Origin of the sequence: Mycolicibacterium celeriflavum (assembly GCF_010731795.1) — a bacterium.
GTDB classification, from domain to species: Bacteria; Actinomycetota; Actinomycetes; order Mycobacteriales; family Mycobacteriaceae; genus Mycobacterium; species Mycobacterium celeriflavum.
Genome location: NZ_AP022591.1, coordinates 2,352,591 through 2,376,399, shown reverse-complemented (window position 1 = coordinate 2,376,399; position 23,809 = coordinate 2,352,591). Strand labels below are relative to the sequence as shown.

The following is a 23,809-nucleotide window of genomic DNA, read 5'->3' as shown; positions in this document are numbered from 1 at the left end:
GCAAATGTCCCCGCACGCACGGCGTGTCGGGGACATTTGCGTCTTGTCGTCAGGCTTATCCACAGGCGGGCGAACATGTGCTGTGTGCGGCCGCTGTCGTCAACGATCATCGACTCGTGTCGCTGGACGAGATCTTCGCAGTCAACGGTGGCGTTGCCACACATCGACAACTCATGGCGGTGATGTCCCGCAAGGCGCTCGCGTCGCACGTGCGAGCTGGAGTTGTAGTGCGAGTCTGGCATGGCGTCTATGCGTTGGGTTCGCCAGACACCCGCCGTCGGCTCGCTGCGCTCGACCTCATCGCGGGCAAGCCGCTCGTGGCGTGTCTGAATACTGCGGCGGCGCTATACGGTTTCGACACCGAAGGCGGCGACGTCATCCATGTCCTCGATCCGAATGTGCGCATGCGACCCGCCATCGGCCTGACGGTGCATCAACGGCTGGGTGCACCATTGCAAACTGTCCGAGGTCGCCTGGCGACGGCGCCGGCTTGGACTGCTGTCGAAGTGGCGAGGACGTTGCGGCGGCCGCGTGCTCTCGCGGTTTTGGATGCTGCCTTGCATCGAGGGGCCTGCAGTCTGTCCGACCTCAACGATGCGGTCAAGGCGCAGAAGGGTAGGCGCGGCATCGTCAAGGTCCGCATGCTCCTGCCTTACGCGGACGGTCGTGCCGAATCTCCAATGGAGAGCGAGGCCAGGCTGGTGTTCATCGACGGAGGATTGCCGCAACCTGAACTGCAGTACGAGATCGTCGATCGATGCGGCAAGCTGTGGCGTGTCGACTTCGCGTGGCCGGACGCGAAAGTGGTCGCCGAATACGAGAGCATGGAATGGCACGCCACCCGAGAGGCACTGAAGCACGATCGGACCAAGACGGCCAGACTGCAGGAATGTGGCTACACCACTGTGCCTTTGGTGGTCGATGACGTACGCCGTTACCCCTTGGATTTAGTTGCACGAATCGCTGGGCACCTTGAGCGCGCTTGCCTCGCCGGCTGAGGGGGCCTACACGCCAGCCGAGCAGACGCAAATGTCCCCGACATGCCGGGTCTTGTGGGACATTTGCGTCTGCTCGCGGCTATAGCGCAAGCCCACGCTCGACGGTCGTGGGCGTACCAGCGCCTCTTGTCCAATGGCCGCAAGGCTGCCGGCTGAATTTCGCAGTAGACGTACGTTCGCCACCGATGCCATGCTCAGTGTTGGGCGTCCATTGTGACCAGGGGGCAACATGACGCGACATGTGGCGACGCTGCTTCTGTCGGCCGTGCTCACCGGGAGCGTGCTGATCGCATGCGGCGGCGACGACTCGTCGGCGCCGACGAACACGGGTGGGCAGTCGCCGGCAGCCGAGGCGCCGTATACACCGAGTCCGACCACCCCCAAGCCGGCGGGTACGGAGATAGTGATCACCGACTACACCTTCGCGGTGCCGCCCTCGGTCAAGCCGGGCGAGCGGATCACCATAGTCAACAAGGCCGACGGGGCCCACTCCGTGACGGCCGACCAAGGCAATCTGTTCGACGTTCGGGTCTCCGGCGGCGGCGGCACATCGACGATGCTCGCTCCTGCCCAACCCGGGTCCTACGCATTTCACTGCAAATACCACGCCAACATGGCGGGAACATTGACCGTCCAGTGACGGGACGCTCGCCTTTTTGAGGGTGTTCAGCGGGGCGCAACCCACCACTCGGCGACGCCGGGGCCGTCGAGTTCGTCCAACGCGACGCGACGTCCCGAGATGGCAAGCAGCAGCGCGAGTGCCGGTCCACGGACCTGCGAACCTGATCCGAGCGCGACGTCCGCGTCGGTCGCGACGATGCGGATGCGCTTGACGAGGTCCTTGGCCCCGCCGAACGACGCCGACATGCGGGCCTGGTGACGCAGCGCGCGGACGACCGCTTCCATCGGATACTCGCGGGTGAACCCCAGCGGCCGACGGATGTCCTCACCGTGGAGAACCTCCTCGACGATGCGGGTGTCGAGCGGCGCGGGCGGGGTCGACGTCCGCGCTGCCGCCTCCCGCAACCGCTGCAACGTCTGCTGCGGTGAGGCGCCGCGCGCCCGCTCGATACCGTGCGCGTTCTGCCTGTCGAAGTCGAAGCGCGCCTTCGCCATCGCGGCGACGAAGCCCAGCCGCGTCGTCGTCGCCACGTCGACCATGTGCGCGGCCACGTCGTGCACACTCCACCCGTCACACAGCGACGGCTGCACCCACTGGGCTTCGTCGAGGGTTTCGAGGTCGGCGATCAACGCTCGTCGCTCCGCATGCACGAGTGGCCACACATCGTTGGGCATGTCGGGTAGACCCGCCGCGCTGCCGAGACTCATCGGTGTCGTCGGCCACGCCTAGACTCGGACCCGTGCTTATCGGTTCGCATGTTCACGGAGACGACCCCCTGGCCGACGCCGCGGCCGACGGCGCCGACGTGGTGCAGTTCTTCCTCGGCAACCCGCAGAGCTGGAAGAAGCCCAAGCCCCGCGAGGACGCCGACGCGCTGAAGGCGTCGAGTATGCCGCTCTACGTGCACGCGCCGTACCTGATCAACGTCGCGTCGGCCAACAACCGGGTGCGCATCCCTTCGCGCAAGATCCTGCAAGACACCTGCGACGCGGCGGCCGACGTCGGCGCGACGGCGGTCATCGTGCACGGCGGCCATGCCGACGACAAGGACTACGACGCCGGCTTCGAGCGCTGGGTCAAAGCACTCGACTACCTCGAGACCGACGTGCCCGTATACCTGGAGAACACCGCGGGCGGCGACCATGCGATGGCCCGACACTTCGACGTCATCGGCCGGTTGTGGGACCACATCGGCGACAAGGGCATCGGGTTCTGTCTGGACACCTGCCACGCCTGGGCCGCGGGCGAGCAGCTGATCGATGCCGTCGAGCGCATCAAGGCGCTGACCGGGCGCATCGACCTGGTGCATTGCAACGACTCGCGCGACGCGGCCGGCTCAGGCGCCGACCGGCACGCCAACTTCGGTACCGGTCAGATCGACCCGCAACTACTGGTGGCGGTGGTGAAAGCGGCCGACGCGCCGGTGATCTGCGAGACCTCCGACGCGGGCCGCAAGGACGACATCGCATTCCTCCGCGAGCACTGCGGCTGACCGGTCTGGCTGACCAGGCTGGCTGATCGGTCGCTTGAGCACAGTGCCGTAACAAATACGGCCTTCAAATTTTCGGTGCCGTGGCGGTTAACTAGGATCTTCGGCGGGAACAGGCGGTACTGATCGCCGACCGGCATCGAGAGGCTCTTGTGTCCGCCATTGACCAGCAGTCACTTGTGCTGACACAAACGGCTGTTCCCGCTCCCAAGCGCAGTCGGTGGCTCCGGATCGTGCGGTGGATCGCGATCGGGGTCTGGGCCGCGGTCATCATCTATCGCACGGCAACCGATGGCTTCGCGTTCAACCGCGAGTTGGTGCTGCTCTACGTCTGTACGGGGTTGGCGGCCGCGAGCATCGGTCAGGGGCGCCGCATGCTGTACATCATTCGCGACTGGCTGCCGTTCGCGGTGGTGCTCATCGCCTACGACCTCAGCAGGGGCGCGGCGGACATGATCGGCCGGCCAACGCTGTGGGAGTGGCCCGTTGACGTGGACCGGTGGCTGTTCTTGGGGACGGTGCCGACCGTGTGGCTACAGGAGCAGCTGAAGCTTCCGCATCCGCCCTGGTGGGAAGTCGTTCTCAGCTGTGTCTACATGTCGTTCTTCATCCTGCCCTACGCGGTGGCCGGCGTGCTGTGGCTGCGCGACCGCGAGGAATGGAAAGCCTTCGTCCGGTTGTTCGTCGGGCTGTCGTTCGCGGGATTGGCGATCTACGCACTGCTTCCGGCCGCACCGCCATGGGCCGCCGCGCGCTGTACCCCGGCCGACATCGCTGACGGCCCTGCCAATCCGCGGTGCATGTTCCGGTCGCCCCGCGGCGTGCCCGACGGGGGTCTGCTCGGCGCCATGGACGCCACGCGGGACGGGGCCCACGACTGGGTCGAGCGAATCGTCGGACGGGGTTGGGGCAAGCTGAACCTCCACTCCGCCACAGCACTGCTCGACCAAGGTCAGGCCAGCGTCAACCTCGTCGCCGCCATTCCGTCGCTACACGCCGCCATGACCGCCGCCGTCGCCATGTTCCTGTGGAGCCGGGTGCACCGGGGCTGGCGACCGCTGCTGGTGATCTACCCGCTGGTCATGGCTTTCACGCTGGTGTATACCGCCGAGCACTACGTCATCGACATCCTGCTGGGCTGGGCGTTGGCCGTGGCCATGATCGTCGCGCTCAACCGATATCAGGCGTGGCGAGCGCGAAAACGCGCCAACGCCCGCGCCGATGCGCCTACACACGAGCTGGAGACTGCGGACGACCGCAGTTGTGCGGAATCACTCGACGAGTCGCGTGAAGACACCGAGTCGCGTGAAGACACCGTCGTCCCCAGCCTGCGCGTCGGTGACTGACCCCGCATGGCTATTACGGGTTGTTGTGCGACTGTAGAAAAAGTGTAATATCGGCGTCATGCCAGACACGCATGTCGTCACCAACCAAGTTTCCCCGCTGGAGGATTACAACCCGGCGACCTCGCCGGTGCTCACCGAAGCGCTGATCCGCGAGGGCGGCGAATGGGGCCTCGACGAGGTCACCGAGTTGGGCGCGCTGTCGGGTTCGCGGCAGGCGCAGCGCTGGGGCGAGTTGGCCGACCGCAACCAACCGATCCTGCGCACCCATGACCGCTACGGGCACCGCGTCGACGAGGTCGAGTACGACCCCGCCTACCACTCGCTGATGACCGTCGCCGTCGGGCATGGGCTGCACGCCGCGCCGTGGGCCGATGACCGACCCGGCGCCCACGTCGTGCGCGCCGCCAAGACGTCGGTGTGGACGCCCGAGCCCGGACACATGTGCCCGATCTCGATGACCTACGCCGTCGTACCCGCGCTGCGTCACAACCCCGAGTTGGCCTCTGTGTACGAGCCGCTGCTGGTCAGCCGCGAGTACGACCCCGAGCTGAAGGTGCCTTCCACCAAGGCCGGAATCACCGCGGGCATGTCGATGACCGAGAAACAGGGCGGCTCCGATGTGCGCGCGGGAACGACCGAGGCGACGCCGAACGGCGACGGCAGCTACTCGCTGCGGGGCCACAAGTGGTTCACCTCGGCGCCGATGTCCGACATCTTTCTCGTGCTCGCGCAGGCGCCGGGCGGGCTGTCGTGCTTCCTGCTCCCGAGGGTGCTGCCTGACGGCAGCCGCAACCGAATGCTCCTGCAGCGGCTGAAGGACAAGCTCGGCAACCACGCCAACGCATCGTCTGAGGTGGAGTACGACGGCGCGCTAGCGTGGCTCGTCGGCGAAGAGGGCCGCGGCGTGCCGACCATCATCGAAATGGTCAACCTCACCCGGCTGGATTGCACGCTGGGCAGCGCAACGAGCATGCGTAGCGGCCTGGCTCGCGCGATCCACCACGCGCAGCACCGAAAGGCGTTCGGCGAGTACCTCATCGACCAGCCGCTGATGCGCAACGTGCTCGCCGACCTCGCCGTCGAGGCCGAGGCGGCGACGATCGTCGCGATGCGCATGGCCGGCGCGACCGATGCCGCGGTGCGCGGCGATGCCCGCGAGACGCTGCTGCGCCGAATCGGGTTGGCGGCCAGCAAGTACTGGGTGTGCAAGCGCGCCACCCCGCACGCCGCCGAAGCGATGGAGTGCCTGGGCGGCAACGGCTACGTCGAGGACTTCGGTATGGCGCGGCTTTACCGGGAGGCACCGCTGATGGGCATCTGGGAGGGCTCGGGCAACGTCAGCGCGCTGGATACGTTGCGCGCCATGGCTACTCGGCCGGAGTGCATCGACGTGCTGTTCGACGAGCTCGCCGTCACCGCTGGCTCCGATCCCCGCCTGGACGCCCACGTCGATGCGCTGCGGCCCGCGCTGGGCGACCTCGAGACCATCCAGTACCGCGGCCGCAAGGTCGCCGAGGACATCAGCCTCGCGCTGCAGGGGTCGTTGCTGGTACGCCATGGGCATCCCGCTGTCGCCGAGGCGTTCCTGGCCACCCGGATGGGCGGCGCGTGGGGCGGTGCGTTCGGAACCCTGCCCACCGGACTGGATCTCGCGCCGATCATCGAACGCGCCCTGGTGAAGGGATGACGCACGCGATCAGGCCGGTCGACTTCGACAACCTCAAGACGATGACCTACGAGGTCACCGACCGGGTTGCCCGCATCACGTTCAACCGCCCGGAGAAGGGCAACGCGATCGTCGCGGACACGCCGCTGGAACTGTCGGCGCTTGTCGAACGGGCCGACCTCGACCCGAACGTGCACGTGATCCTGGTTTCCGGTCGCGGCGAGGGGTTCTGCGCGGGTTTCGACCTGTCGGCCTATGCCGAGGGCTCGTCGTCGGCCGGTGGCGGCAACCCGTACCGCGACACCGTGCTGTCGGGGAAGACGCAGGCCGTCAACCACCTTCCGGATCAGCCGTGGGATCCAATGATCGATTATCAGATGATGAGCCGGTTCGTTCGCGGCTTCTCCAGCCTGATGCACTGCGACAAGCCGACGGTCGTCAAGATCCACGGCTATTGTGTCGCGGGCGGTACCGACATCGCGCTGCATGCCGACCAGGTGATCGCGGCGGCCGACGCCAAGATCGGCTATCCGCCCACCCGCGTGTGGGGTGTGCCGGCGGCGGGGATGTGGGCACATCGGCTCGGCGATCAGCGTGCCAAACGGCTTCTGCTGACCGGTGATTCGATCACCGGCGCGCAGGCCTCCGAGTGGGGGCTGGCGGTGGAGGCACCCTCGCCGGAGGACCTCGACGAGCGCACCGAGCGACTGGTCGAGCGGATCGCCCGCGTGCCGATCAACCAGCTGATCATGGTCAAACTGGCGATGAACTCGGCGCTGTACAACCAGGGCACCGCGAACAGCGCGATGATCTCGACGGTGTTCGACGGTATCGCCCGACACACACCCGAGGGGCATGCGTTCGTCGCGCAGTCACGGGAACACGGCTTCCGCGAAGCGGTACGCCAGCGTGACGAACCGTTCGGCGACCACGGCCGCAAGGCATCTGGGGTGTGATGCCGAAGTCGCTGTCGCGGATGACCGCTCGCTCGGTCGTGCTGAGCGTGCTGCTCGGCGCGCATCCGGCATGGGCCACGGTGAGCGAACTGCTCCGCCTCACCGCAGATTTCGATATCCGCGAGCCCACCGTCCGAGTCGCGCTGACGCGAATGGTCAGCGCCGGCGACCTGGTGCGTTCAGCGGACGGCTATCGATTGTCGGACCGCCTGTTGGCGCGGCAACGACGCCAGGACGACGCGATCAATCCGCGGCTGCGCAAATGGGACGGCGACTGGACGACGGTGGTGATCACCAGCGTCGGCACCGACGCCCGCACCCGCGCCGGACTGCGTAACGCCTTGCACGACGGCCGGTTCGCCGAGTTGCGGGAAGGCGTGTGGCTGCGCCCGGACAACCTCGACAGCGAGTTGCCGACGCAGGTGCTGCGCCGTGCACGGGTACTTCATGCCCGTGACGCCGAGCCCGCGGAATTGGCGGCGCGGCTGTGGGACCTGCCGGGCTGGGCGAGGACGGGCGGGGCGCTGCTCGACGAAATGGCTTCGGCCGCCGACGTACCCGGGCGCTTCGTCGCCGCGGCCGCGATCGTTCGCCACCTGCTCACCGATCCGGTACTGCCGCAAGAGCTGCTGCCCGACGACTGGCCCGGCGCTGCGCTGCGCCAGGCGTACAACGACTTCGCCGCGGAGTTGTCCGCGCGGCGCGACGGTGACCGACTGATGGAGGCGACATGACAGGTGGCGTGCGGGTCGAGAAGAACGGTGCGGTCACCACGGTGATCATGAACCGGCCCGAGGCGCGCAACGCCGTCAACGGTCCAGCTGCCGCGGGACTGTATGCGGCTTTCGACGAGTTCGACAAGGACGACTCGGCGGCCGTCGCGGTGCTGTGGGGGGACAACGGAACCTTCTGCGCCGGAGCTGATCTCAAGGCGTTCGGTACACCCGACGCCAACCCCGTGCATCGAACCGGCCCCGGCCCGATGGGCCCGAGCCGAATGGTGTTGTCCAAACCGGTGATCGCCGCGGTGAGTGGTTACGCGGTTGCCGGCGGTCTGGAACTGGCGCTGTGGTGCGACATGCGCGTCGTCGAGGATGACGCGGTCATGGGCGTGTTCTGCCGCCGCTGGGGAGTACCGCTGATCGACGGCGGCACCGTGCGGTTGCCGCGGCTGATCGGGCACAGCCGCGCAATGGATCTGATCCTCACCGGCCGTGCCGTCGACGCGGCCGAAGCGCTGTCGATGGGTCTGGCCAACCGGGTGGTGGCCAAAGGCGAAGCGCGGCAGCGGGCAGAAGAACTCGCCGCCGAACTCGCCAGGCTGCCGCAGCAGTGCATGCGCGCCGATCGGATGTCTCTGCTCAACCAGTGGGGACGCTCGGAGGCCGAGGCGATGGATTTCGAGTTCGGCAGTATGTCACGCGTGGCCGCCGAATCATTGGACGGCGCCGCACGTTTCGCGGCCGGTGCGGGTCGCCACGGCGCCAGCGCCTAAGCGCGTTTCTCGCACCGTCGAGCCGGTGCGAGCGTGCGCAAAGTGCTGATTTCGCGCGGCGTGTCGTGTGCAAACACGCACGTTCGCGCCAAGAAAGGGTCAGGCCTTGGTGATCTTGTTGTTGGTGCCGGTGTCGTTGATCTTCGGATCACCGTCCTGATACGTCACGGTGTTGTTCAGGCCGACGACGCTGATCTCCTTGTCGACCTTTTCGAAGTTGACTTTGTTGTCCGCACCGCCGATGTTCACGTTGGAACAGGTGCCCTTGACCGTCAGCGTGTTGTTGGACCCGCCGATGTTGAGCGATTTGCCGTCGGCGCAGTCGATGTCGGCGGTGGTGCCGAAGGAGCCGTAATTGATGGTGTTGCCGATTTCGACCTGGGCGCCCGACGACCCCGCCGTCGCAGTCGGCCTGTTGGTGTCGCTGCTCTCGGATCCGCAGCCGGCGAGCAGCAGTGCGACCGCCGCGACGCTCCCGGCAGCGGCTGCGACTGTGGAACGAGTGCGCGTGCTCATGCGGGCACCCGGTTGATGCGGTTGGTCATGCCGAGTTCGCGGCCGCGGTCCCACACCAATGGCGCTCCGTTCTTGTACAGCACGGTCTGATCCCAGCCGTAGACCGTCACGTCGTTGATGATGTTGTCCGCGACGACGACATGGCCGTTGCCCTGCAGGGTCACTCCCCAACACGTTCCCAACGCGTTGATCCGGTTGTTGGCGCCGTTGACGAGCAGCGTGGAGTTGTTGCAGTCGATCGTCTCGACCATGCCGATACCCGTGATGTGGGTGTCTGTCCCACGGTGGGCCCCGACGACGCCGGTGTCAGCGCAGTTACGCGCCAACGGGTTGCAGACCACTGGTTGCGCATACGCGGCGGGAGCGGCGACGATCAGCGGAACCACGATCGCGGATGCCGTAAGTGACCGGGCTACAACAGTCCACATCATGTGGGAAGCGTACGTGGCGACGCCCGAGATCCACAGCGGTTCACCCGAGTCGCCATTGACGTCTGCGCTGGGTAGCGTGAGTTGCGATGCGTGGGCGGGTCGGTTCGATTGCTGTCGCGGCGATCGTAGCGGTGGTGACGGTGGCAGGGTGTGCTGAGACCGTCAGCGGAACCGCGCAGCGCGCTCATTCCGACGGATCCGATCCCGAGCGAGACTACGGCTACGTCGACGACCGCTGCGCCCTGCTCGACGATGACACCGTCCGCGACATCCTGGGCGCCGATCGCGCCATGCGGCCCTACAGCGGTGCGGTCTGCCAGTACGTGTTGTTCAGCGGCGACGCGACGATCGACGCCACGTTCTCCTGGTTCCAGACCGGCAGCCTCGACCGCGAACGCGCGCTGGCCACCGAGCGGGGCGCAAAAGTCACCGAAACCGTGGTGGAACGTCACCGGGCGTTCGTGGCGCGGCGCGACATCACCGGCGCCGCGTGCTCGGCCACCGCCGCGGCCGGCAGCGGGGTGTTGAGTTGGTGGGTGCAGCGCCGCGACCCGTCCGTGGGCGATCCGTGCGTAGACGCGGAAAGACTTCTCTCCGCCACCCTGAAGTCGGAGATGTGACCGTGGCGGTCCACCGCAGAATTGCCGCGCTGGCCGCCTCGGCGGCGCTGCTCACCGCCTGCGGGCCGTCCGACGACACGCCCGCGACGCCTTCTCCGACGGCCGTCGACAGCGGTTTCCGCAGCGTCGACTGCAACGGCATCACCGACGCCGACGTCGCCGCGGCCGCCGGCTCCGCGCAGTTCACCAGGACCGTCGTCAGCGACGCGGGCTGCTTCTGGCAGGAAAACTCGGTGTTCGGCACGGTCGGCGCCGGCATGGGCATCTCGACCTGGTGGTACCGCGGCAGCGACATGGACACCGAGCGGTCGCTGGAACAGCACGCCGGCCGCACGCTGACCGAACTGTCGGTCGACGGCAACAAGGGGTTCAAGGCGTTCGACGGGAACGCCTGCAGCTTCTATGTGGCCAAGGGCGGCGACGTCATCACCTGGTCGATCCAGACCATGAATCCGGCGACGCTGCCCGAACTCTGCTCGATCACCGAGCAACTCGCCGAGCTCAGTCAGGAGCGCGTCAACTGAGTTGGAGGAAACTAGAGGTGTTAGTTTTCTCCGGGGGAATCAACTCGGAACCGACGAGACGGCAGGGGGCGACGCGCATGGCACAGCCCGCGGGTACGGCGGCCCGGCGATCGCCCCGACTCAGCCGCGACTCGATCGTCAACGCCGCGCTCACATTCCTGGACCGCGAAGGCTGGGACGCGTTGACCATCAATGCGCTCGCCACCCAGCTCGGAACCAAGGGCCCGTCGCTGTACAACCACGTCAACAGCCTCGAAGACCTGCGCAGAACCGTGCGAATGCGCGTCGTCGGCGACATCATCGGCATGCTCACCAACGTGGGCGAGGGCCGCACCCGCGACGACGCGGTGGTGGCGATGGCCAGTGCGTACCGCAGCTATGCCCATCACCACCCGGGTCGCTATTCGGCCTTCACCCGGATGCCGTTGGGCGGCGACGACCCCGAATTCACCGAGGCCACCAGGGCGGCCGCCGCACCCGTCATCGCGGTGCTGGCCTCCTACGGGCTCGAAGGTGAGAACGCGTTCTATGCGGCTCTGGAGTTCTGGTCCGCCATGCACGGGTTCGTGCTGCTGGAGATGACCGGAGCGATGGATGGCATCGACACCGACGCGGTGTACAGCGACATGGTGATGCGGTTGGCCACCGGCATGGAACGTCGGTAGAGGCACATGTGACCTGTCGGCATGAAGGTAACCTGACCTGCGGTTAGTGCGCGGCCAACGGGTTTGGAGCGCTGCCGCTGTACTGGTATTGTGGACGATCGTGCCTGGCAGATAAGGCGCTTGCGGCTCGTTTGCAGCGCAAGCGTGCCTGCACGCCGGGCCAATTCGCATGTCGCCATGCCCTGAGAATTGAGGCAATGCCTTCGATTGCCTCGGGCGGGCGCGTGCGACACACCCGATCGCGGGGTGCGTGACCGGGACAAAAGTGCAGTACAGAGACTTGACCAGAACTTCAGAGCAGCAACACAGAAAGCCGGTAGATGCCAACCATCCAGCAGCTGGTCCGCAAGGGTCGCCGCGACAAGATCGCCAAGGTGAAGACCGCGGCCCTCAAGGGCAGCCCGCAGCGTCGCGGAGTGTGCACCCGCGTGTACACCACCACGCCGAAGAAGCCGAACTCGGCACTTCGCAAGGTCGCGCGCGTCAAGCTGACCAGCGCGGTCGAGGTCACCGCCTACATCCCTGGTGAGGGCCACAACCTGCAGGAGCACTCGATGGTGCTGGTGCGCGGCGGTCGTGTGAAGGACCTGCCGGGTGTGCGCTACAAGATCATCCGCGGCTCGCTGGACACCCAGGGCGTGAAGAACCGCAAGCAGGCTCGTAGCCGTTACGGCGCGAAGAAGGAGAAGAGCTGATGCCGCGCAAGGGACCCGCGCCCAAGCGTCCGTTGGTCAACGATCCGGTGTACGGGTCGCAGCTGGTCACCCAGTTGGTCAACAAGGTTCTCCTGGACGGGAAGAAATCGCTGGCCGAGCGCATTGTCTATGGTGCGCTCGAACAGGCCCGCGACAAGACCGGCACCGATCCGGTGGTCACCCTCAAGCGGGCCATGGACAACGTCAAGCCGGCGCTCGAGGTTCGCAGCCGCCGCGTCGGCGGCGCCACCTACCAGGTTCCGGTCGAGGTCCGGCCGGACCGTTCGGTGACGCTCGCGCTGCGCTGGCTGGTGAGCTTCTCCAAGCAGCGCCGCGAGAAGACCATGATCGAGCGCCTGGCGAACGAGATCCTCGACGCCAGCAACGGCCTGGGTGCCGCCGTCAAGCGGCGTGAGGACACCCACAAGATGGCCGAGGCAAACCGCGCGTTCGCGCACTACCGCTGGTGACAGCCGCCGGCGCGAGCAGTGTTGCCCGCCGGCGCAATACAACAGCAACTACCAAGCGAAAGAGAAGACTTCTGTGGCACAGAAGGACGTGCTTACCGACCTGAACAAGGTCCGCAACATCGGCATCATGGCGCACATCGATGCCGGTAAGACCACGACTACCGAGCGCATCCTGTACTACACCGGCGTCAACTACAAGATCGGTGAGACGCACGACGGCGCTTCGACCACCGACTGGATGGAGCAGGAGCAGGAGCGGGGTATCACGATCACCTCAGCGGCCGTCACCTGCTTCTGGAACGACAACCAGATCAACATCATCGACACCCCGGGCCACGTCGACTTCACCGTCGAGGTGGAGCGCAGCCTGCGCGTGCTCGACGGCGCCGTCGCGGTGTTCGACGGCAAGGAAGGCGTGGAGCCGCAGTCCGAGCAGGTCTGGCGGCAGGCCGACAAGTACGACGTTCCGCGCATCTGCTTCGTCAACAAGATGGACAAGCTGGGGGCCGACTTCTATTTCACCGTGCGCACCATCCAGGAGCGTCTCGGTGCCACGCCGCTGGTCATCCAGCTGCCGATCGGCGCCGAAAACGACTTCATCGGCGTTGTCGACCTGGTCGAGATGAAGGCCAAGGTATGGCGCGGCGAGACCGCGCTCGGGGAGAAGTACGAGGTCGAGGACATCCCGGCCGAGCTCGCCGAGAAGGCCGAGGAGTACCGCACCAAGCTGCTGGAGGCGGTCGCCGAGACCGACGAAGAACTGCTGGAGAAGTACGTCGGTGGTGAAGAGCTCACGGTCGCCGAGATCAAGGCAGCGATCCGCAAGCTGACCGTCAACTCCGAGCTGTACCCGGTGCTGTGCGGCAGCGCGTTCAAGAACAAGGGCGTGCAGCCCATGCTGGACGCGGTCATCGACTACCTGCCGTCGCCGCTGGACGTCGAGTCCGTGCAGGGTCATGTGCCCGGCAAAGAGGACGAGGTCATCAGCCGCAAGCCGTCGGTCGACGAGCCGTTCTCGGCCCTGGCGTTCAAGATCGCGGTGCACCCGTTTTTCGGCAAGTTGACCTACGTCCGCGTGTACTCCGGCACTGTCGAGTCCGGGTCACAGGTCATCAACTCCACCAAGGGCAAGAAGGAGCGGCTGGGCAAGCTGTTCCAGATGCACGCCAACAAGGAGAACCCCGTCGAGCGTGCCTCGGCAGGCCACATCTACGCGGTCATCGGGCTCAAGGACACCACCACCGGTGACACGCTGTCGGACGCGAACCAGCAGATCGTGCTGGAGTCGATGACCTTCCCCGATCCGGTGATCGAGGTGGCCATCGAGCCCAAGACCAAGAGCGACCAGGAGAAGCTCGGCACCGCGATCCAGAAGCTCGCCGAGGAGGACCCGACGTTCAAGGTCCACCTGGATCAGGAGACCGGCCAGACCGTCATCGGCGGTATGGGCGAGCTTCACCTCGACATCCTCGTGGACCGGATGAAGCGCGAGTTCAAGGTCGAGGCCAACGTCGGCAAGCCGCAGGTGGCCTACCGCGAGACGATCAAGCGCAAGGTCGAGAAGGTCGAGTTCACCCACAAGAAGCAGACGGGTGGCTCGGGCCAGTTCGCGAAGGTGCTCATCGACCTCGAGCCGTTCACCGGCGAGGACGGGGCGACCTACGAGTTCGAGAACAAGGTCACCGGCGGCCGTATCCCTCGCGAGTACATCCCGTCGGTGGACGCCGGCGCTCAGGACGCCATGCAGTACGGCGTGCTGGCCGGCTACCCGCTGGTCAACCTCAAGGTGACGCTGCTCGACGGCGCCTACCACGAGGTGGACTCGTCGGAAATGGCCTTCAAGGTCGCAGGTTCGCAGGTGCTCAAGAAAGCGGCACAGGCTGCGCAGCCGGTGATCCTCGAGCCGATCATGGCGGTCGAAGTGACCACACCCGAGGACTACATGGGTGACGTGATCGGCGACCTGAACTCCCGCCGTGGTCAGATCCAGGCCATGGAGGAGCGATCCGGTGCCCGCGTCGTCAAGGCGCAGGTGCCGCTGTCGGAGATGTTCGGCTACGTCGGCGACCTTCGGTCGAAGACCCAGGGCCGGGCGAACTACTCCATGGTGTTCGACTCGTACGCAGAAGTTCCGGCGGCCGTGTCGAAGGAGATCATCGCTAAGGCAACCGGGCAATAGCCCCGGTTGCTTTGCGGCGAGAAACAACTGCAAAGATCAACACTGCTTTAGACAAGCACTAACACAGTCCAGGAGGACCACACAGTGGCGAAGGCGAAGTTCGAGCGGACGAAGCCGCACGTCAACATCGGGACCATCGGTCACGTTGACCACGGCAAGACGACGCTGACCGCAGCAATCACCAAGGTGCTGCACGACAAGTACCCCGAGTTGAACGAGTCGCGCGCATTCGACCAGATCGACAATGCGCCTGAGGAGCGTCAGCGCGGCATCACGATCAACATCTCCCATGTGGAGTACCAGACCGAGAAGCGTCACTACGCGCACGTCGACGCCCCCGGTCACGCCGACTACATCAAGAACATGATCACCGGTGCCGCCCAGATGGACGGCGCGATCCTGGTGGTGGCGGCGACCGACGGCCCGATGCCGCAGACGCGTGAGCACGTGCTGCTGGCCCGCCAGGTCGGCGTGCCCTACATCCTCGTCGCGCTGAACAAGGCCGACGCGGTCGACGACGAGGAGCTGCTGGAGCTCGTCGAGCTCGAGGTGCGCGAGCTGCTCGCCGCCCAGGAGTTCGACGAGGAGGCACCGGTCATCAAGGTGTCTGCGCTCAAGGCGCTCGAGGGCGATGAGAAGTGGGTCGATTCGATCGTCGAGCTGATGAACGCGGTCGACGAGTCGATTCCGGATCCCGTCCGTGAGACCGACAAGCCGTTCCTGATGCCCGTCGAGGACGTCTTCACGATCACCGGCCGCGGCACCGTGGTCACCGGTCGCGTCGAGCGCGGCGTGGTCAACGTGAACGAGGAAGTCGAGATCGTCGGCATCCGTCCGGACACCACCAAGACCACGGTCACCGGTGTCGAGATGTTCCGCAAGCTGCTCGACCAGGGTCAGGCCGGTGACAACGTCGGTCTGCTGCTGCGCGGCATCAAGCGTGAGGACGTCGAGCGCGGTCAGGTCGTCGTGAAGCCCGGCACCACCACGCCGCACACCGACTTCGAGGGTCAGGTCTACATCCTGTCCAAGGACGAGGGTGGCCGGCACACGCCGTTCTTCAACAACTACCGTCCGCAGTTCTACTTCCGCACCACCGACGTGACCGGTGTGGTGACGTTGCCGGAGGGCACCGAGATGGTGATGCCCGGTGACAACACCGACATCTCGGTGAAGCTGATCCAGCCCGTCGCCATGGACGAGGGTCTGCGCTTCGCGATCCGCGAGGGCGGCCGTACCGTCGGCGCCGGCCGGGTCACCAAGATCATCAAGTGATCTACTAGCTCAGTACGCGATAGCGGCGCTCACCTGCGGGTGGGCGCCGCTTTCGTGTTGTGTTCGCGAGATCTGATCCGTAACGCCCGTGACTCTTGAGGCGATGTACATCGCGTATGCCCTGGTCGGGCGCAGAAGGGTTGGGTTCATGCTTCGTCGTCTCACTACGCTCGCCAGCGCGACCGCGATTGCCGGTGCCGCATTCGTCGGCCTCTCCGCAGGCCTGGCGCAAGCCGCCCCGGGTTGCCCCGACGTGCACTGGTTCGGCGCGGCGGGCTCGGGACAGCGTGACGGCGACCTGACCGCGAACGCCGGAATGGGCGACGACATCTATCAGTCCTACCTCGATCTGCAGCGGCTGGTGCAGCGCGACGGGCGCACGATGACCGCCGAGGCCGTCGAGTATCCCGCCGTGGCAGTGCCCGATGACGACGGCGGCGTAGGGGAGTGGCTGGGCTTCATGAGCAGTGTGGACGCCGGCGCTGCAGCCCTCGGCTCGCAGTACACCGCGTTCACACAGCGCTGCCCGCAGTCCAAGGTGGTGCTCGCCGGATACTCGCAGGGCGCGATGGTGGTGCACCGCAACCTGCACACGGCGGGTACAAACCCGAACATGGTTGCCGCACTGCTGATCGCCGACGGCGACCGGCTGCCCGCCGACCCGACCATCAACATCGGCTCAGTCACCAGTGTTCCGGGCGCCGGAAAGGGCGTTGCGCAGGATTGGCCGATCCTGGCCCACGCTCCGCAACCGATGCCACCGGCCATCGGCGCCCGCACGATCAGTGTTTGCGAACTCGGCGACGCGGTCTGCGACTACGACCCGGACGCCGAGGAAGTGTCGAAGGTGTCGACCGTCATCCACACCAGCTACACGACCGCCGCCGGCGGTTACCGGTGGACGAAGCCGCTGTATCAACTCGTCGGACCCGCGGCTGCGACCGAGGCACCAGAGGCTCTTCCGATCACCCCACTGGGTGCGACGACACCAATGCACGCAACGACCCCGTCCGAGTAACCGCCGGCCGGTCCAGGCACGCCTTTCGTAGCCTCACCGACGGCGGTTTGGCGTTAATCTGACACGCGGGTCGCCGACGACGGGAGCGTGGCAGGCAATGTTGTGGCGTCACATCAAGGTCCAAGCCTTCGTGTTGCTGTGCGGAATCGTCGGACCGATCTTCCTCGTGATCTACTTCGCGACGGGCGGCGATCCGTTGATGAAGTGGATGTTCTGGGCCGGCCTCCTGATCACCGCCCTCGACGTGCTGATCGCACTGGCGATCACCGCCGCGGGCGCTCGGTCGGCTGCCAAGACCGCCGCTCTGGAGCAGACCGGAGTGCTGGCACTGGCTCAAGTCACCGGCATTCACGAAACGGGCACCCGGATCAACGAACAGCCGCTGGTCAAACTCGACCTGCAGATCTCCGGGCCCGGTATCGCGCCGTTCGCCAGCCAGGACCGGGTGATCGCCTCGATCACCAGGCTGCCGATGATCACCAACCGCAAACTGGTCGCATTGGTGGATCCGATGACCAATGAGTATCAGATCGACTGGGAACGAAGCGGATTGGTCAGCGGGCTGATGCCGGCCAACTTCACCATCGCCGAGGACAACAGGACTTACGACCTGACCGGTCAGACCACCGCGCTGATGGAGATCTTGCAGATCCTCAAGGCGCATAACATCGGCCTGAACAACATGATCGACCTGAGATCGAATCCGGCTGCACTGCAACAGGTTCAAGCGGTGGTGCGTCGAGCCGCCGCCCAGCAGGCGCCGGGGGCGACCGCCCCGCCGGCTCCCTCGGCACCGCTCGCCTCGCCGATCGCGGCGCCGGAGCCGTCGACCGCCCAACGCCTGCAGGAAGTCGAAACGTTGCGTGCCACCGGCGCGATCTCCGAAGACGAGTACACCGCCAAGCGACAGCAGATCATCGCCGATCTCTGAGCTGTCCCAGCACCCGGGACGGCTACTAGAACACGTTTCAGTTCGGCTGTTAGCCTGTCCGCAGCATCCCGAAAGGAGCAGCGGTGACGGCGACGAACCAACCCCTGGAAGGCCGAGTGGCATTCATCACCGGAGCCGCGCGCGGGCAGGGCCGGGCACACGCGGTCCGACTGGCCAGTGAGGGCGCCGACATCATCGCGATCGACGTCTGTGCGCCGATATCCGAAACCATCACCTATCCGATGGCGACGTCGGAAGAACTGGCCGAAACTGTTCGGGCCGTCGAGGCGACGGGGCGCAAGGTGCTCGCCCGCGAGGTCGACATCAGGGATCTGGCTGCACTTCAGCAAGTGGTGGCCGACGGCGTCGAACAGTTCGGCAGGCTCGACATCGTGGTCGCCAATGCCGGTGTGCTCAGCTGGGGCCGCATCTGGGAGATGTCCGAAGACCAGTGGGACACCGTCATCGACGTGAACCTCAACGGCACGTGGCGCACCATCCGCGCGGCCGTGCCCGCGATGATCGCTGCGGGCAACGGCGGATCGATCATCATCGTGAGCTCGTCGGCCGGGCTGAAGGCCACGCCCGGCAACGCGCATTACGCAGCCTCCAAACACGGGCTGACGGCGCTGGCGAACTCCCTTGCGATCGAGGCCGGTGAATTCGGGATCCGGGTGAACTCGATCCATCCGTACTCGATCGAGACGCCGATGGTGGAGAAAGACGCGATGATGGCGATCTTTGCCAAGTACCCCAGCTACCTGCACAGCTTCTCGCCGATGCCGTACCAGCCGTTGGACGAGGAGAGCAAAGGCCTGCAGGGCTTCATGGAGCCGGAGGAAGTGGCCGACGTCGTCGCCTGGCTGGCCGGTGACGGCTCCAAGTCGCTGTCGGGCAGCCAGATCGCCGTGGACCGCGGCGCCATGAAGCACTGACTTTTCGCGCCATGAAGCCTTAACTCATTCGACCAGCGCGGCGGCGAACTGTTCGACAGCCCAGTCGATCTCGTCGGCGGTGATCACCAAAGGCGGACCGAATCGCAGCGTCGAGCCATGGGTGTCCTTGACCAGGACGCCGCGGTGCGCCATGCGCAGGCTGACGCTTTTCGCGGTGCCTGACGCGGGGTCGATGTCGACGCCGGCCCACAGCCCCTTGCCGCGGACCGCGACGACACCGCGGCCGATCAGCTCACGCAGCCGCCGGTGCAGGCGATCACCGAGCTCAGCGGAGCGGCACTGGAATTCGCCGCGTCGCAACATCGCCACCACGGTCGAGCCGATCGCCGCGGCCAGCGGGTTGCCCCCGAACGTCGAACCGTGTTCACCGGGATGCAGCACGCCGAGGACGTCGGCGTCGGCCACCACCGCCGACAACGGCACCACGCCACCGCCGAGCGCCTTGCCGAGCAGATAGACATCCGGCACGACTCCCCAGTGCTCGCATGCGAACGTCCGGCCGGTGCGGGCCAGTCCGGACTGAATCTCGTCGGCGATCAACAGCACGTTGCGTTCCGTGCACAATGACCGAAGCCGGGGCAGGAAGTCGTCGGGCGGAACAACGATTCCGGCCTCGCCCTGAATCGGTTCGATCAGCACCGCGACGGTGTTCTCGTCGATCGCGGCGGCGAACGCGTCGGCGTCACCGAATGGCGCGGCCCGGAACCCCGGTGTGTAGGGGCCGAAACCCCGGCGGGCGGCCTCGTCGTCGGAGAAGCTGATGATCGTCGTGGTGCGGCCGTGGAAGTTGTTGTGCGCCACCACGATATTGGCCGCGTCGGTTGCGACGCCCTTGACGTCGGTGCCCCACTTGCGGGCGACCTTCAGGCCACTCTCCACCGCCTCGGCGCCGCTGTTCATCGGCAACACCATGTCCTTGCCGCAGAGATCGGCCAACGCCGAGCACAAGGAGCCGAGCCGGTCGGAGTGAAAGGCGCGGCTGACCAACGTCACGGTGTCCAATTGGGCGTGCGCGACCTCGGTGATCTCCGGGTTTCGGTGGCCGAAGTTGACCGCTGAATACGCGGCCAGGCAGTCCAGGTAGCGGCGGCCCTCCACGTCGGTGATCCACGCACCGTCGGCGCTGGCGGCGACGACCGGCAACGGCGAATAGTTGTGTGCCACATAGCGGTCGTCGATCGTGATCGCCGCTTCGGTGGCAGTCGTCCCGCGGGGTTCGAACACGACGGTAGCGGTGTCGAGCGTCATGAATAGACGGTAGAACGGCCTGATTGCGCAATCAATCATCGCTCATTGCGCGTCTACCGGCTGTCTGTTGTGTACAATCGCGCAATACGGCGATTCATTGTGCGGAGGTGTTCATGGATCGTCTCGACGATACCGACGAGCAGATCCTCGCCGCGCTGACCCACGACGCGCGCGCCACCTACGCCGATATCGGAGAGCGGGTCAACCTCTCGGCGCCCGCGGTGAAGAGGCGGGTCGACCGCATGCTCGACAACGGCGTGATCCGTGGCTTCACCACCGTCGTCGACCGCAGCGCGCTGGGCTGGACCACCGAGGCGTACGTCCAGGTGTTCCGTCACGGCACCATCGCCCCAGACCGGTTGCGGGCGGCGTGGATTGACATTCCCGAGGTGATCAGCGCGGCAACCGTCACCGGTACGGCCGACGCGATCCTGCACGTGGTGGCGCGCGACATGGGCCACCTCGAGAAGGCGCTGGAGCGTATCCGCTCGGCCGCCGAGGTCGAACGCAGCGAGAGCATCGTCGTGCTGACAAACATCATCGACCGCGGTCGGGGCTGATGGCCGGGCCGGCACGATTTGGCCGGGGTGGCAGACAGATCGCCGCAGGCATCGTGTAAGAAACTGCCCATGACCACATCAGGGGGCATTGTCATCGTCGGCGGCGGACTGGCCGCCTCCCGCACGGCCGAGCAGTTGCGCCGGTCCGAGTACACCGGACCGGTCACTATCGTCAGCGACGAGGACCATCTGCCGTACGACCGCCCGCCACTGTCGAAGGAAGTGCTGCGTTCCGAAACCGACGACGTCACGCTCAAGCCCGCGGAGTTCTACGCGGAGAACGACATCACCGTACGGCTGGGCAGCGGCGCACGGTCGGTCGACACGGCTGCGCAGACACTGACCCTCGCCGACGGCAGCGAGGTCGGCTACGACGAGCTGATCATCGCTACCGGACTGGTGCCCAAGCGCATTCCGTCGTTTCCCGATCTCGAGGGCATCCACGTACTGCGCAACTACGACGAGAGCGTGGCGCTGCGGAAGCAGGCCGGCTCAGCCCGGCGCGCCGTCGTCATCGGTGCTGGGTTCATCGGCTGTGAGGTTGCGGCGAGCCTGCGCAAGCTCGGCGTCGAGGTGACGCTGGTGGAGCCGCAGCCCGCGCCGCTGGCATCGGTGCTCGGCGAGCAGATCGGTGAGCTGGTGGCGAGGGTGCACCGCGCCGAGGGCGTGGATGTGCGCTGCGGCGTCGGTGTCGCGGAGGTGCGCGGCGCCGGTCGCGTCGAGACGGTCGTGCTCGGCGACGACACGGTTCTCGAGGCCGACCTGGTCGTCGTCGGTATCGGGTCGCGACCGGCCACCGGCTGGCTGGAGGGCAGCGGCATCGAGGTCGACAACGGCGTCGTCTGCGACAACCGGGGCCGGGCGAGCGCACCGCACGTCTGGGCGATCGGCGACGTCGCGTCCTGGCGGCATGACACGGGACATCAAGTGCGCGTGGAGCATTGGAGCAACGTCGCCGACCAGGCCCGCGTCCTGGTGCCCACGATGCTGGGGCAGGAGCCGCCGACGGCGGTCTCGGTGCCGTACTTCTGGAGCGATCAGTACGACGTCAAGATCCAGTGCCTCGGCGAACCGCAGGCCGATGACACGGTGCACGTCGTCGAGGACGACGGCCGCAAGTTCCTGGCCTTCTACGAACGCGACGGCGTGGTCGTCGGGGTGGTGGGCGGCGGCATGCCGGGCAAGGTCATGAAGGTGCGCGCCAAGATCGCGGCGGGCGCACCCATCGCCGACGTCCTGGGTTGAGTGATTTCGGTGTAGTTGGTAGCGCTGACCGCGACGAAGTACACCGAAATCCCTATAGTTCGCCGAGGTAGAAGCGGGTGCCCTGGTTGTCGGTGCACAGCGCCGAGCGCCCGTACGGCTGCTGCGACGGCTCCTCGATGACGGCGCCCCCCGCGTCACGCACCCGCGCCACCGCGGCGTCGATGTCGGCGACGGTCCACATCGGGACGGTCACCGCCTCGCGGTTGCCGCCGGCGCACCCCGCCATCGGATGGGTGTCGCGGATACCCCAGCCGTCGTCGACGTGTCCCGGCTCGAACGTCCAGAACAGGAACCTGCCGTAGAACGCCTTGAACGCGGCCGAATCCGGCACCTGATAGGTGATGTACGAAAGTTCGCCTGGCCCAGTACCGTTGAGCGCCGGCCGCGGTGTGCCGGGCGTCGGCCGGAATACCGCGAACGCGGTACCGGCGGGGTCGGTGGCGTCGAGCACGGTGCCGAAGTCGAACTCCTGGGGCTGGCCGACCACGCCGCCGCCGTCGATGATGGAGCGCCGTGCGCCGTCGAGGTCGGTGACCGCGTAGCAGCACAGCATGCCCTGGCCGCTTGCCACGCTGTAGATGCCGATCGGCTGGTCGGTGCTGGTCACCTGATGGGTCGCCGGGTCGTAGCTCCAGCCGAGGACGTGGCCGTAGAACGCCGCGGCACGGTCGGCGTCGGGCACCCACACCGAGACGTAGCCGACGTCGCCGTGCTGAATCGGGACCGCCGAACCGGTCATCGGCCCGCTGAGCATCCAGCGGTGGCCGAACGGGTCGACGATGGTCGCGCTGCGGGAACCGTGCGCCTCACCGACCTCCTGCTGCACCGTCGCGCCGCGTTCCCTGGCCCGGGCCAGCGCACGGTCGGCATCGGAGACCTCGAGCATCAGGGACACCGAAGCAGCCTGCGGGGCAGGTGATTTGAGGCCGAGCTCGGGATACTCGTCGGCCAGGTACAACACGCCACCCGAGATCGCCAGCTCGGCGTGGCCGATGCGGCCGTCGTCCATCACGATCGGATCACCGACCACCCTCGCCCCGAACGCATCGACGTACCAGGCGATCGCGTCGCGCGCCGGGCTGACGGTCAGGTATGGCAGTGCGGCGCTGCGGGGGACGACGGATGTCACGGTCGACGGTTCGGTGAGTTCGGCGATCGCGGTATCGGTGCCACTCATTTGAACTCCTTGTGTCCGATTGGGTAGTGACAGTGCTGATTCCAGGCGAGCGCGCAGCTGGGCAGCGAACGCCGGATCGGGTGCGACCGGCAGCTCGTCGCCGTGCAGCACGGCCAGCGGGTCGTGGCTGTTGTTCACGGCTGCCTCCCTTCCGGCTGCGGGTAGTGCGCCCGAAACGCCCTGCGGGCCCGCACCAGCAGCGCCTCGGTGGCGTGGACGGTGCGGCCGATCAGGTCGGCGCATTCGGGCACCGAGCAGTCGTCCATGTAGCGCAACGCCAACACGGTGCGATGGTGCTCGGGCAGCTTGGCCAACACGCTTTCGGCGACGATCCGGTCCAGTTCGGCGTCCCAGTCGTCGGACGTGTCGGGCTGGTCGGGCAGTTCGGCGACGGGGATGCTGAACCGGTCGTGGCGGCGCCGGTAGTGGTCGGCCAGCTTGTGGCGCGCCACCCCGAGCAGCCACGGGACGGTCATCGGCGGCGGCGCCTCCTTGCGGGCGGCGTCCATCGCCGCCAGAAAGGTTTCCGACGTCAGGTCCTCGGCGGTTCCACGGTCACCGCAGCGCCGGACGAAGTATCCGTATACGACCGGCAGCGCTTCGTCGTACAGCGTCAGCAGTGCCCGTGGAGCGTCGGTGCCATCCGGTTCGGCGCTCACACTCATATCGTCGCCGTCGGGGACTGAACTCCGACGCCCCAATCGAA

General features: G+C 66.5%; 26 protein-coding genes. 20 read left to right on the top strand and 6 right to left on the bottom strand.

Annotated elements, in window-relative coordinates; all coding sequences use genetic code 11:
* Positions 1-173: 173 nt before the first annotated feature.
* Both G6N18_RS11685 and G6N18_RS11680 read left to right on the top strand, forming a co-directional pair.
* Positions 174-998 (top strand): type IV toxin-antitoxin system AbiEi family antitoxin, encoded by an 825-nt coding sequence (locus G6N18_RS11685; protein ID WP_234806132.1) that lies wholly within the window; start codon positions 174-176, stop codon positions 996-998.
* Between the two features lie 229 nt (positions 999-1,227).
* Positions 1,228-1,638 carry a cupredoxin domain-containing protein gene (locus tag G6N18_RS11680; RefSeq protein ID WP_067217760.1) on the top strand — a complete coding sequence of 137 codons (411 nt, stop codon included), beginning with the start codon at positions 1,228-1,230 and terminating at the stop codon, positions 1,636-1,638.
* A 26-nt stretch (positions 1,639-1,664) separates the two neighbouring features.
* Here the strand turns inward: G6N18_RS11680 and G6N18_RS11675 are convergent, their stop codons facing one another.
* Positions 1,665-2,327 carry a maleylpyruvate isomerase family mycothiol-dependent enzyme gene (locus G6N18_RS11675; protein ID WP_234806127.1) on the bottom strand — a complete coding sequence of 221 codons (663 nt, stop codon included), beginning with the start codon at positions 2,325-2,327 and terminating at the stop codon, positions 1,665-1,667.
* Positions 2,328-2,359: 32 nt separating this feature from the next.
* Here G6N18_RS11675 and G6N18_RS11670 point away from each other — a divergent pair, with 32 nt between their 5' ends.
* From G6N18_RS11670 to G6N18_RS11645, 6 genes are all read left to right on the top strand, one after another.
* On the top strand, positions 2,360-3,112 hold the full coding sequence (locus G6N18_RS11670) for a deoxyribonuclease IV (protein ID WP_067217753.1): 753 nt from the start codon (positions 2,360-2,362) through the stop codon (positions 3,110-3,112).
* Positions 3,113-3,261: 149 nt separating this feature from the next.
* Positions 3,262-4,455, top strand: coding sequence for a phosphatase PAP2 family protein (locus G6N18_RS11665; RefSeq protein WP_179962398.1), 1,194 nt, complete (start codon positions 3,262-3,264; stop codon positions 4,453-4,455).
* Between the two features lie 58 nt (positions 4,456-4,513).
* Positions 4,514-6,142, top strand: coding sequence for an acyl-CoA dehydrogenase family protein (locus tag G6N18_RS11660; RefSeq protein ID WP_083001052.1), 1,629 nt, complete (start codon positions 4,514-4,516; stop codon positions 6,140-6,142).
* Positions 6,139-7,077, top strand: coding sequence for a crotonase/enoyl-CoA hydratase family protein (locus G6N18_RS11655; protein WP_083001050.1), 939 nt, complete (start codon positions 6,139-6,141; stop codon positions 7,075-7,077). Before G6N18_RS11660 ends, G6N18_RS11655 begins: the two co-directional genes overlap by 4 nt.
* 20 nt (positions 7,078-7,097) lie before the next feature.
* Complete coding sequence (locus G6N18_RS11650) at positions 7,098-7,811, top strand: PaaX family transcriptional regulator C-terminal domain-containing protein (protein ID WP_407663570.1); 714 nt, start codon at positions 7,098-7,100, stop codon at positions 7,809-7,811.
* On the top strand, positions 7,808-8,572 hold the full coding sequence (locus tag G6N18_RS11645; protein WP_179962397.1) for a crotonase/enoyl-CoA hydratase family protein: 765 nt from the start codon (positions 7,808-7,810) through the stop codon (positions 8,570-8,572). Before G6N18_RS11650 ends, G6N18_RS11645 begins: the two co-directional genes overlap by 4 nt.
* A 99-nt stretch (positions 8,573-8,671) precedes the next feature.
* On the opposite strand, the gene G6N18_RS11640 is transcribed toward G6N18_RS11645, so the two are convergent.
* Both G6N18_RS11640 and G6N18_RS11635 read right to left on the bottom strand, forming a co-directional pair.
* The gene (locus G6N18_RS11640; RefSeq protein WP_067217740.1) at positions 8,672-9,088 is read right to left on the bottom strand and encodes a DUF3060 domain-containing protein; all 417 of its coding nucleotides are present in this window, start codon (positions 9,086-9,088) and stop codon (positions 8,672-8,674) included.
* Complete coding sequence (locus G6N18_RS11635) at positions 9,085-9,519, bottom strand: DUF3060 domain-containing protein (protein ID WP_067217737.1); 435 nt, start codon at positions 9,517-9,519, stop codon at positions 9,085-9,087. Before G6N18_RS11635 ends, G6N18_RS11640 begins: the two co-directional genes overlap by 4 nt.
* 86 nt (positions 9,520-9,605) lie before the next feature.
* On the opposite strand from G6N18_RS11635, the gene G6N18_RS11630 reads away from it, so the two are divergent.
* The 10 genes from G6N18_RS11630 to G6N18_RS11585 all read left to right on the top strand — a co-directional run bounded on the left by G6N18_RS11630 (position 9,606) and on the right by G6N18_RS11585 (position 18,831).
* A complete protein-coding gene (locus tag G6N18_RS11630; RefSeq protein ID WP_083001046.1) occupies positions 9,606-10,139 on the top strand; it encodes a DUF3558 domain-containing protein in 534 nt (177 codons plus the stop codon).
* On the top strand, positions 10,136-10,663 hold the full coding sequence (locus tag G6N18_RS11625; RefSeq protein ID WP_407663569.1) for a DUF3558 family protein: 528 nt from the start codon (positions 10,136-10,138) through the stop codon (positions 10,661-10,663). The genes G6N18_RS11630 and G6N18_RS11625 overlap by 4 nt, the downstream gene beginning before the upstream one ends.
* A 77-nt stretch (positions 10,664-10,740) precedes the next feature.
* Complete coding sequence (locus G6N18_RS11620) at positions 10,741-11,328, top strand: TetR/AcrR family transcriptional regulator (RefSeq protein WP_067217727.1); 588 nt, start codon at positions 10,741-10,743, stop codon at positions 11,326-11,328.
* Positions 11,329-11,648: 320 nt separating this feature from the next.
* The gene (rpsL, locus tag G6N18_RS11615) at positions 11,649-12,023 is read left to right on the top strand and encodes a 30S ribosomal protein S12 (RefSeq protein WP_014209181.1); all 375 of its coding nucleotides are present in this window, start codon (positions 11,649-11,651) and stop codon (positions 12,021-12,023) included.
* On the top strand, positions 12,023-12,493 hold the full coding sequence (gene rpsG / locus G6N18_RS11610; RefSeq protein WP_059101330.1) for a 30S ribosomal protein S7: 471 nt from the start codon (positions 12,023-12,025) through the stop codon (positions 12,491-12,493). The genes rpsL and rpsG overlap by 1 nt, the downstream gene beginning before the upstream one ends.
* 73 nt (positions 12,494-12,566) lie before the next feature.
* A complete protein-coding gene (gene fusA, locus G6N18_RS11605) occupies positions 12,567-14,672 on the top strand; it encodes an elongation factor G (RefSeq protein WP_082949228.1) in 2,106 nt (701 codons plus the stop codon).
* A gap of 84 nt (positions 14,673-14,756) precedes the next feature.
* Complete coding sequence (gene tuf / locus G6N18_RS11600; RefSeq protein ID WP_067217723.1) at positions 14,757-15,947, top strand: elongation factor Tu; 1,191 nt, start codon at positions 14,757-14,759, stop codon at positions 15,945-15,947.
* A gap of 148 nt (positions 15,948-16,095) precedes the next feature.
* Positions 16,096-16,965, top strand: coding sequence for a cutinase family protein (locus tag G6N18_RS11595; protein ID WP_083001136.1), 870 nt, complete (start codon positions 16,096-16,098; stop codon positions 16,963-16,965).
* 97 nt (positions 16,966-17,062) lie between these two features.
* Complete coding sequence (locus G6N18_RS11590) at positions 17,063-17,896, top strand: SHOCT domain-containing protein (protein ID WP_083001044.1); 834 nt, start codon at positions 17,063-17,065, stop codon at positions 17,894-17,896.
* An 83-nt stretch (positions 17,897-17,979) separates the two neighbouring features.
* Positions 17,980-18,831, top strand: a complete 852-nt coding sequence (locus tag G6N18_RS11585) for a mycofactocin-coupled SDR family oxidoreductase (RefSeq protein ID WP_179962396.1) — start codon at positions 17,980-17,982, stop codon at positions 18,829-18,831.
* A gap of 24 nt (positions 18,832-18,855) precedes the next feature.
* Here the strand turns inward: G6N18_RS11585 and rocD are convergent, their stop codons facing one another.
* Positions 18,856-20,100 carry an ornithine--oxo-acid transaminase gene (gene rocD / locus G6N18_RS11580; protein WP_083001042.1) on the bottom strand — a complete coding sequence of 415 codons (1,245 nt, stop codon included), beginning with the start codon at positions 20,098-20,100 and terminating at the stop codon, positions 18,856-18,858.
* A 113-nt stretch (positions 20,101-20,213) separates the two neighbouring features.
* Here rocD and G6N18_RS11575 point away from each other — a divergent pair, with 113 nt between their 5' ends.
* Entirely contained in the window at positions 20,214-20,660 is a 447-nt protein-coding gene (locus G6N18_RS11575) for an Rv2324 family transcriptional regulator (RefSeq protein ID WP_067217712.1), read from the top strand.
* A gap of 69 nt (positions 20,661-20,729) precedes the next feature.
* On the top strand, positions 20,730-21,905 hold the full coding sequence (locus G6N18_RS11570) for an NAD(P)/FAD-dependent oxidoreductase (protein ID WP_083001041.1): 1,176 nt from the start codon (positions 20,730-20,732) through the stop codon (positions 21,903-21,905).
* Positions 21,906-21,957: 52 nt separating this feature from the next.
* Here the strand turns inward: G6N18_RS11570 and G6N18_RS11565 are convergent, their stop codons facing one another.
* Positions 21,958-23,241, bottom strand: a complete 1,284-nt coding sequence (locus G6N18_RS11565; RefSeq protein ID WP_083001039.1) for a VOC family protein — start codon at positions 23,239-23,241, stop codon at positions 21,958-21,960.
* The gene (locus G6N18_RS11560; protein WP_067217702.1) at positions 23,238-23,762 is read right to left on the bottom strand and encodes an RNA polymerase sigma factor; all 525 of its coding nucleotides are present in this window, start codon (positions 23,760-23,762) and stop codon (positions 23,238-23,240) included. The genes G6N18_RS11565 and G6N18_RS11560 overlap by 4 nt, the downstream gene beginning before the upstream one ends.
* Positions 23,763-23,809 lie beyond the last annotated feature (47 nt).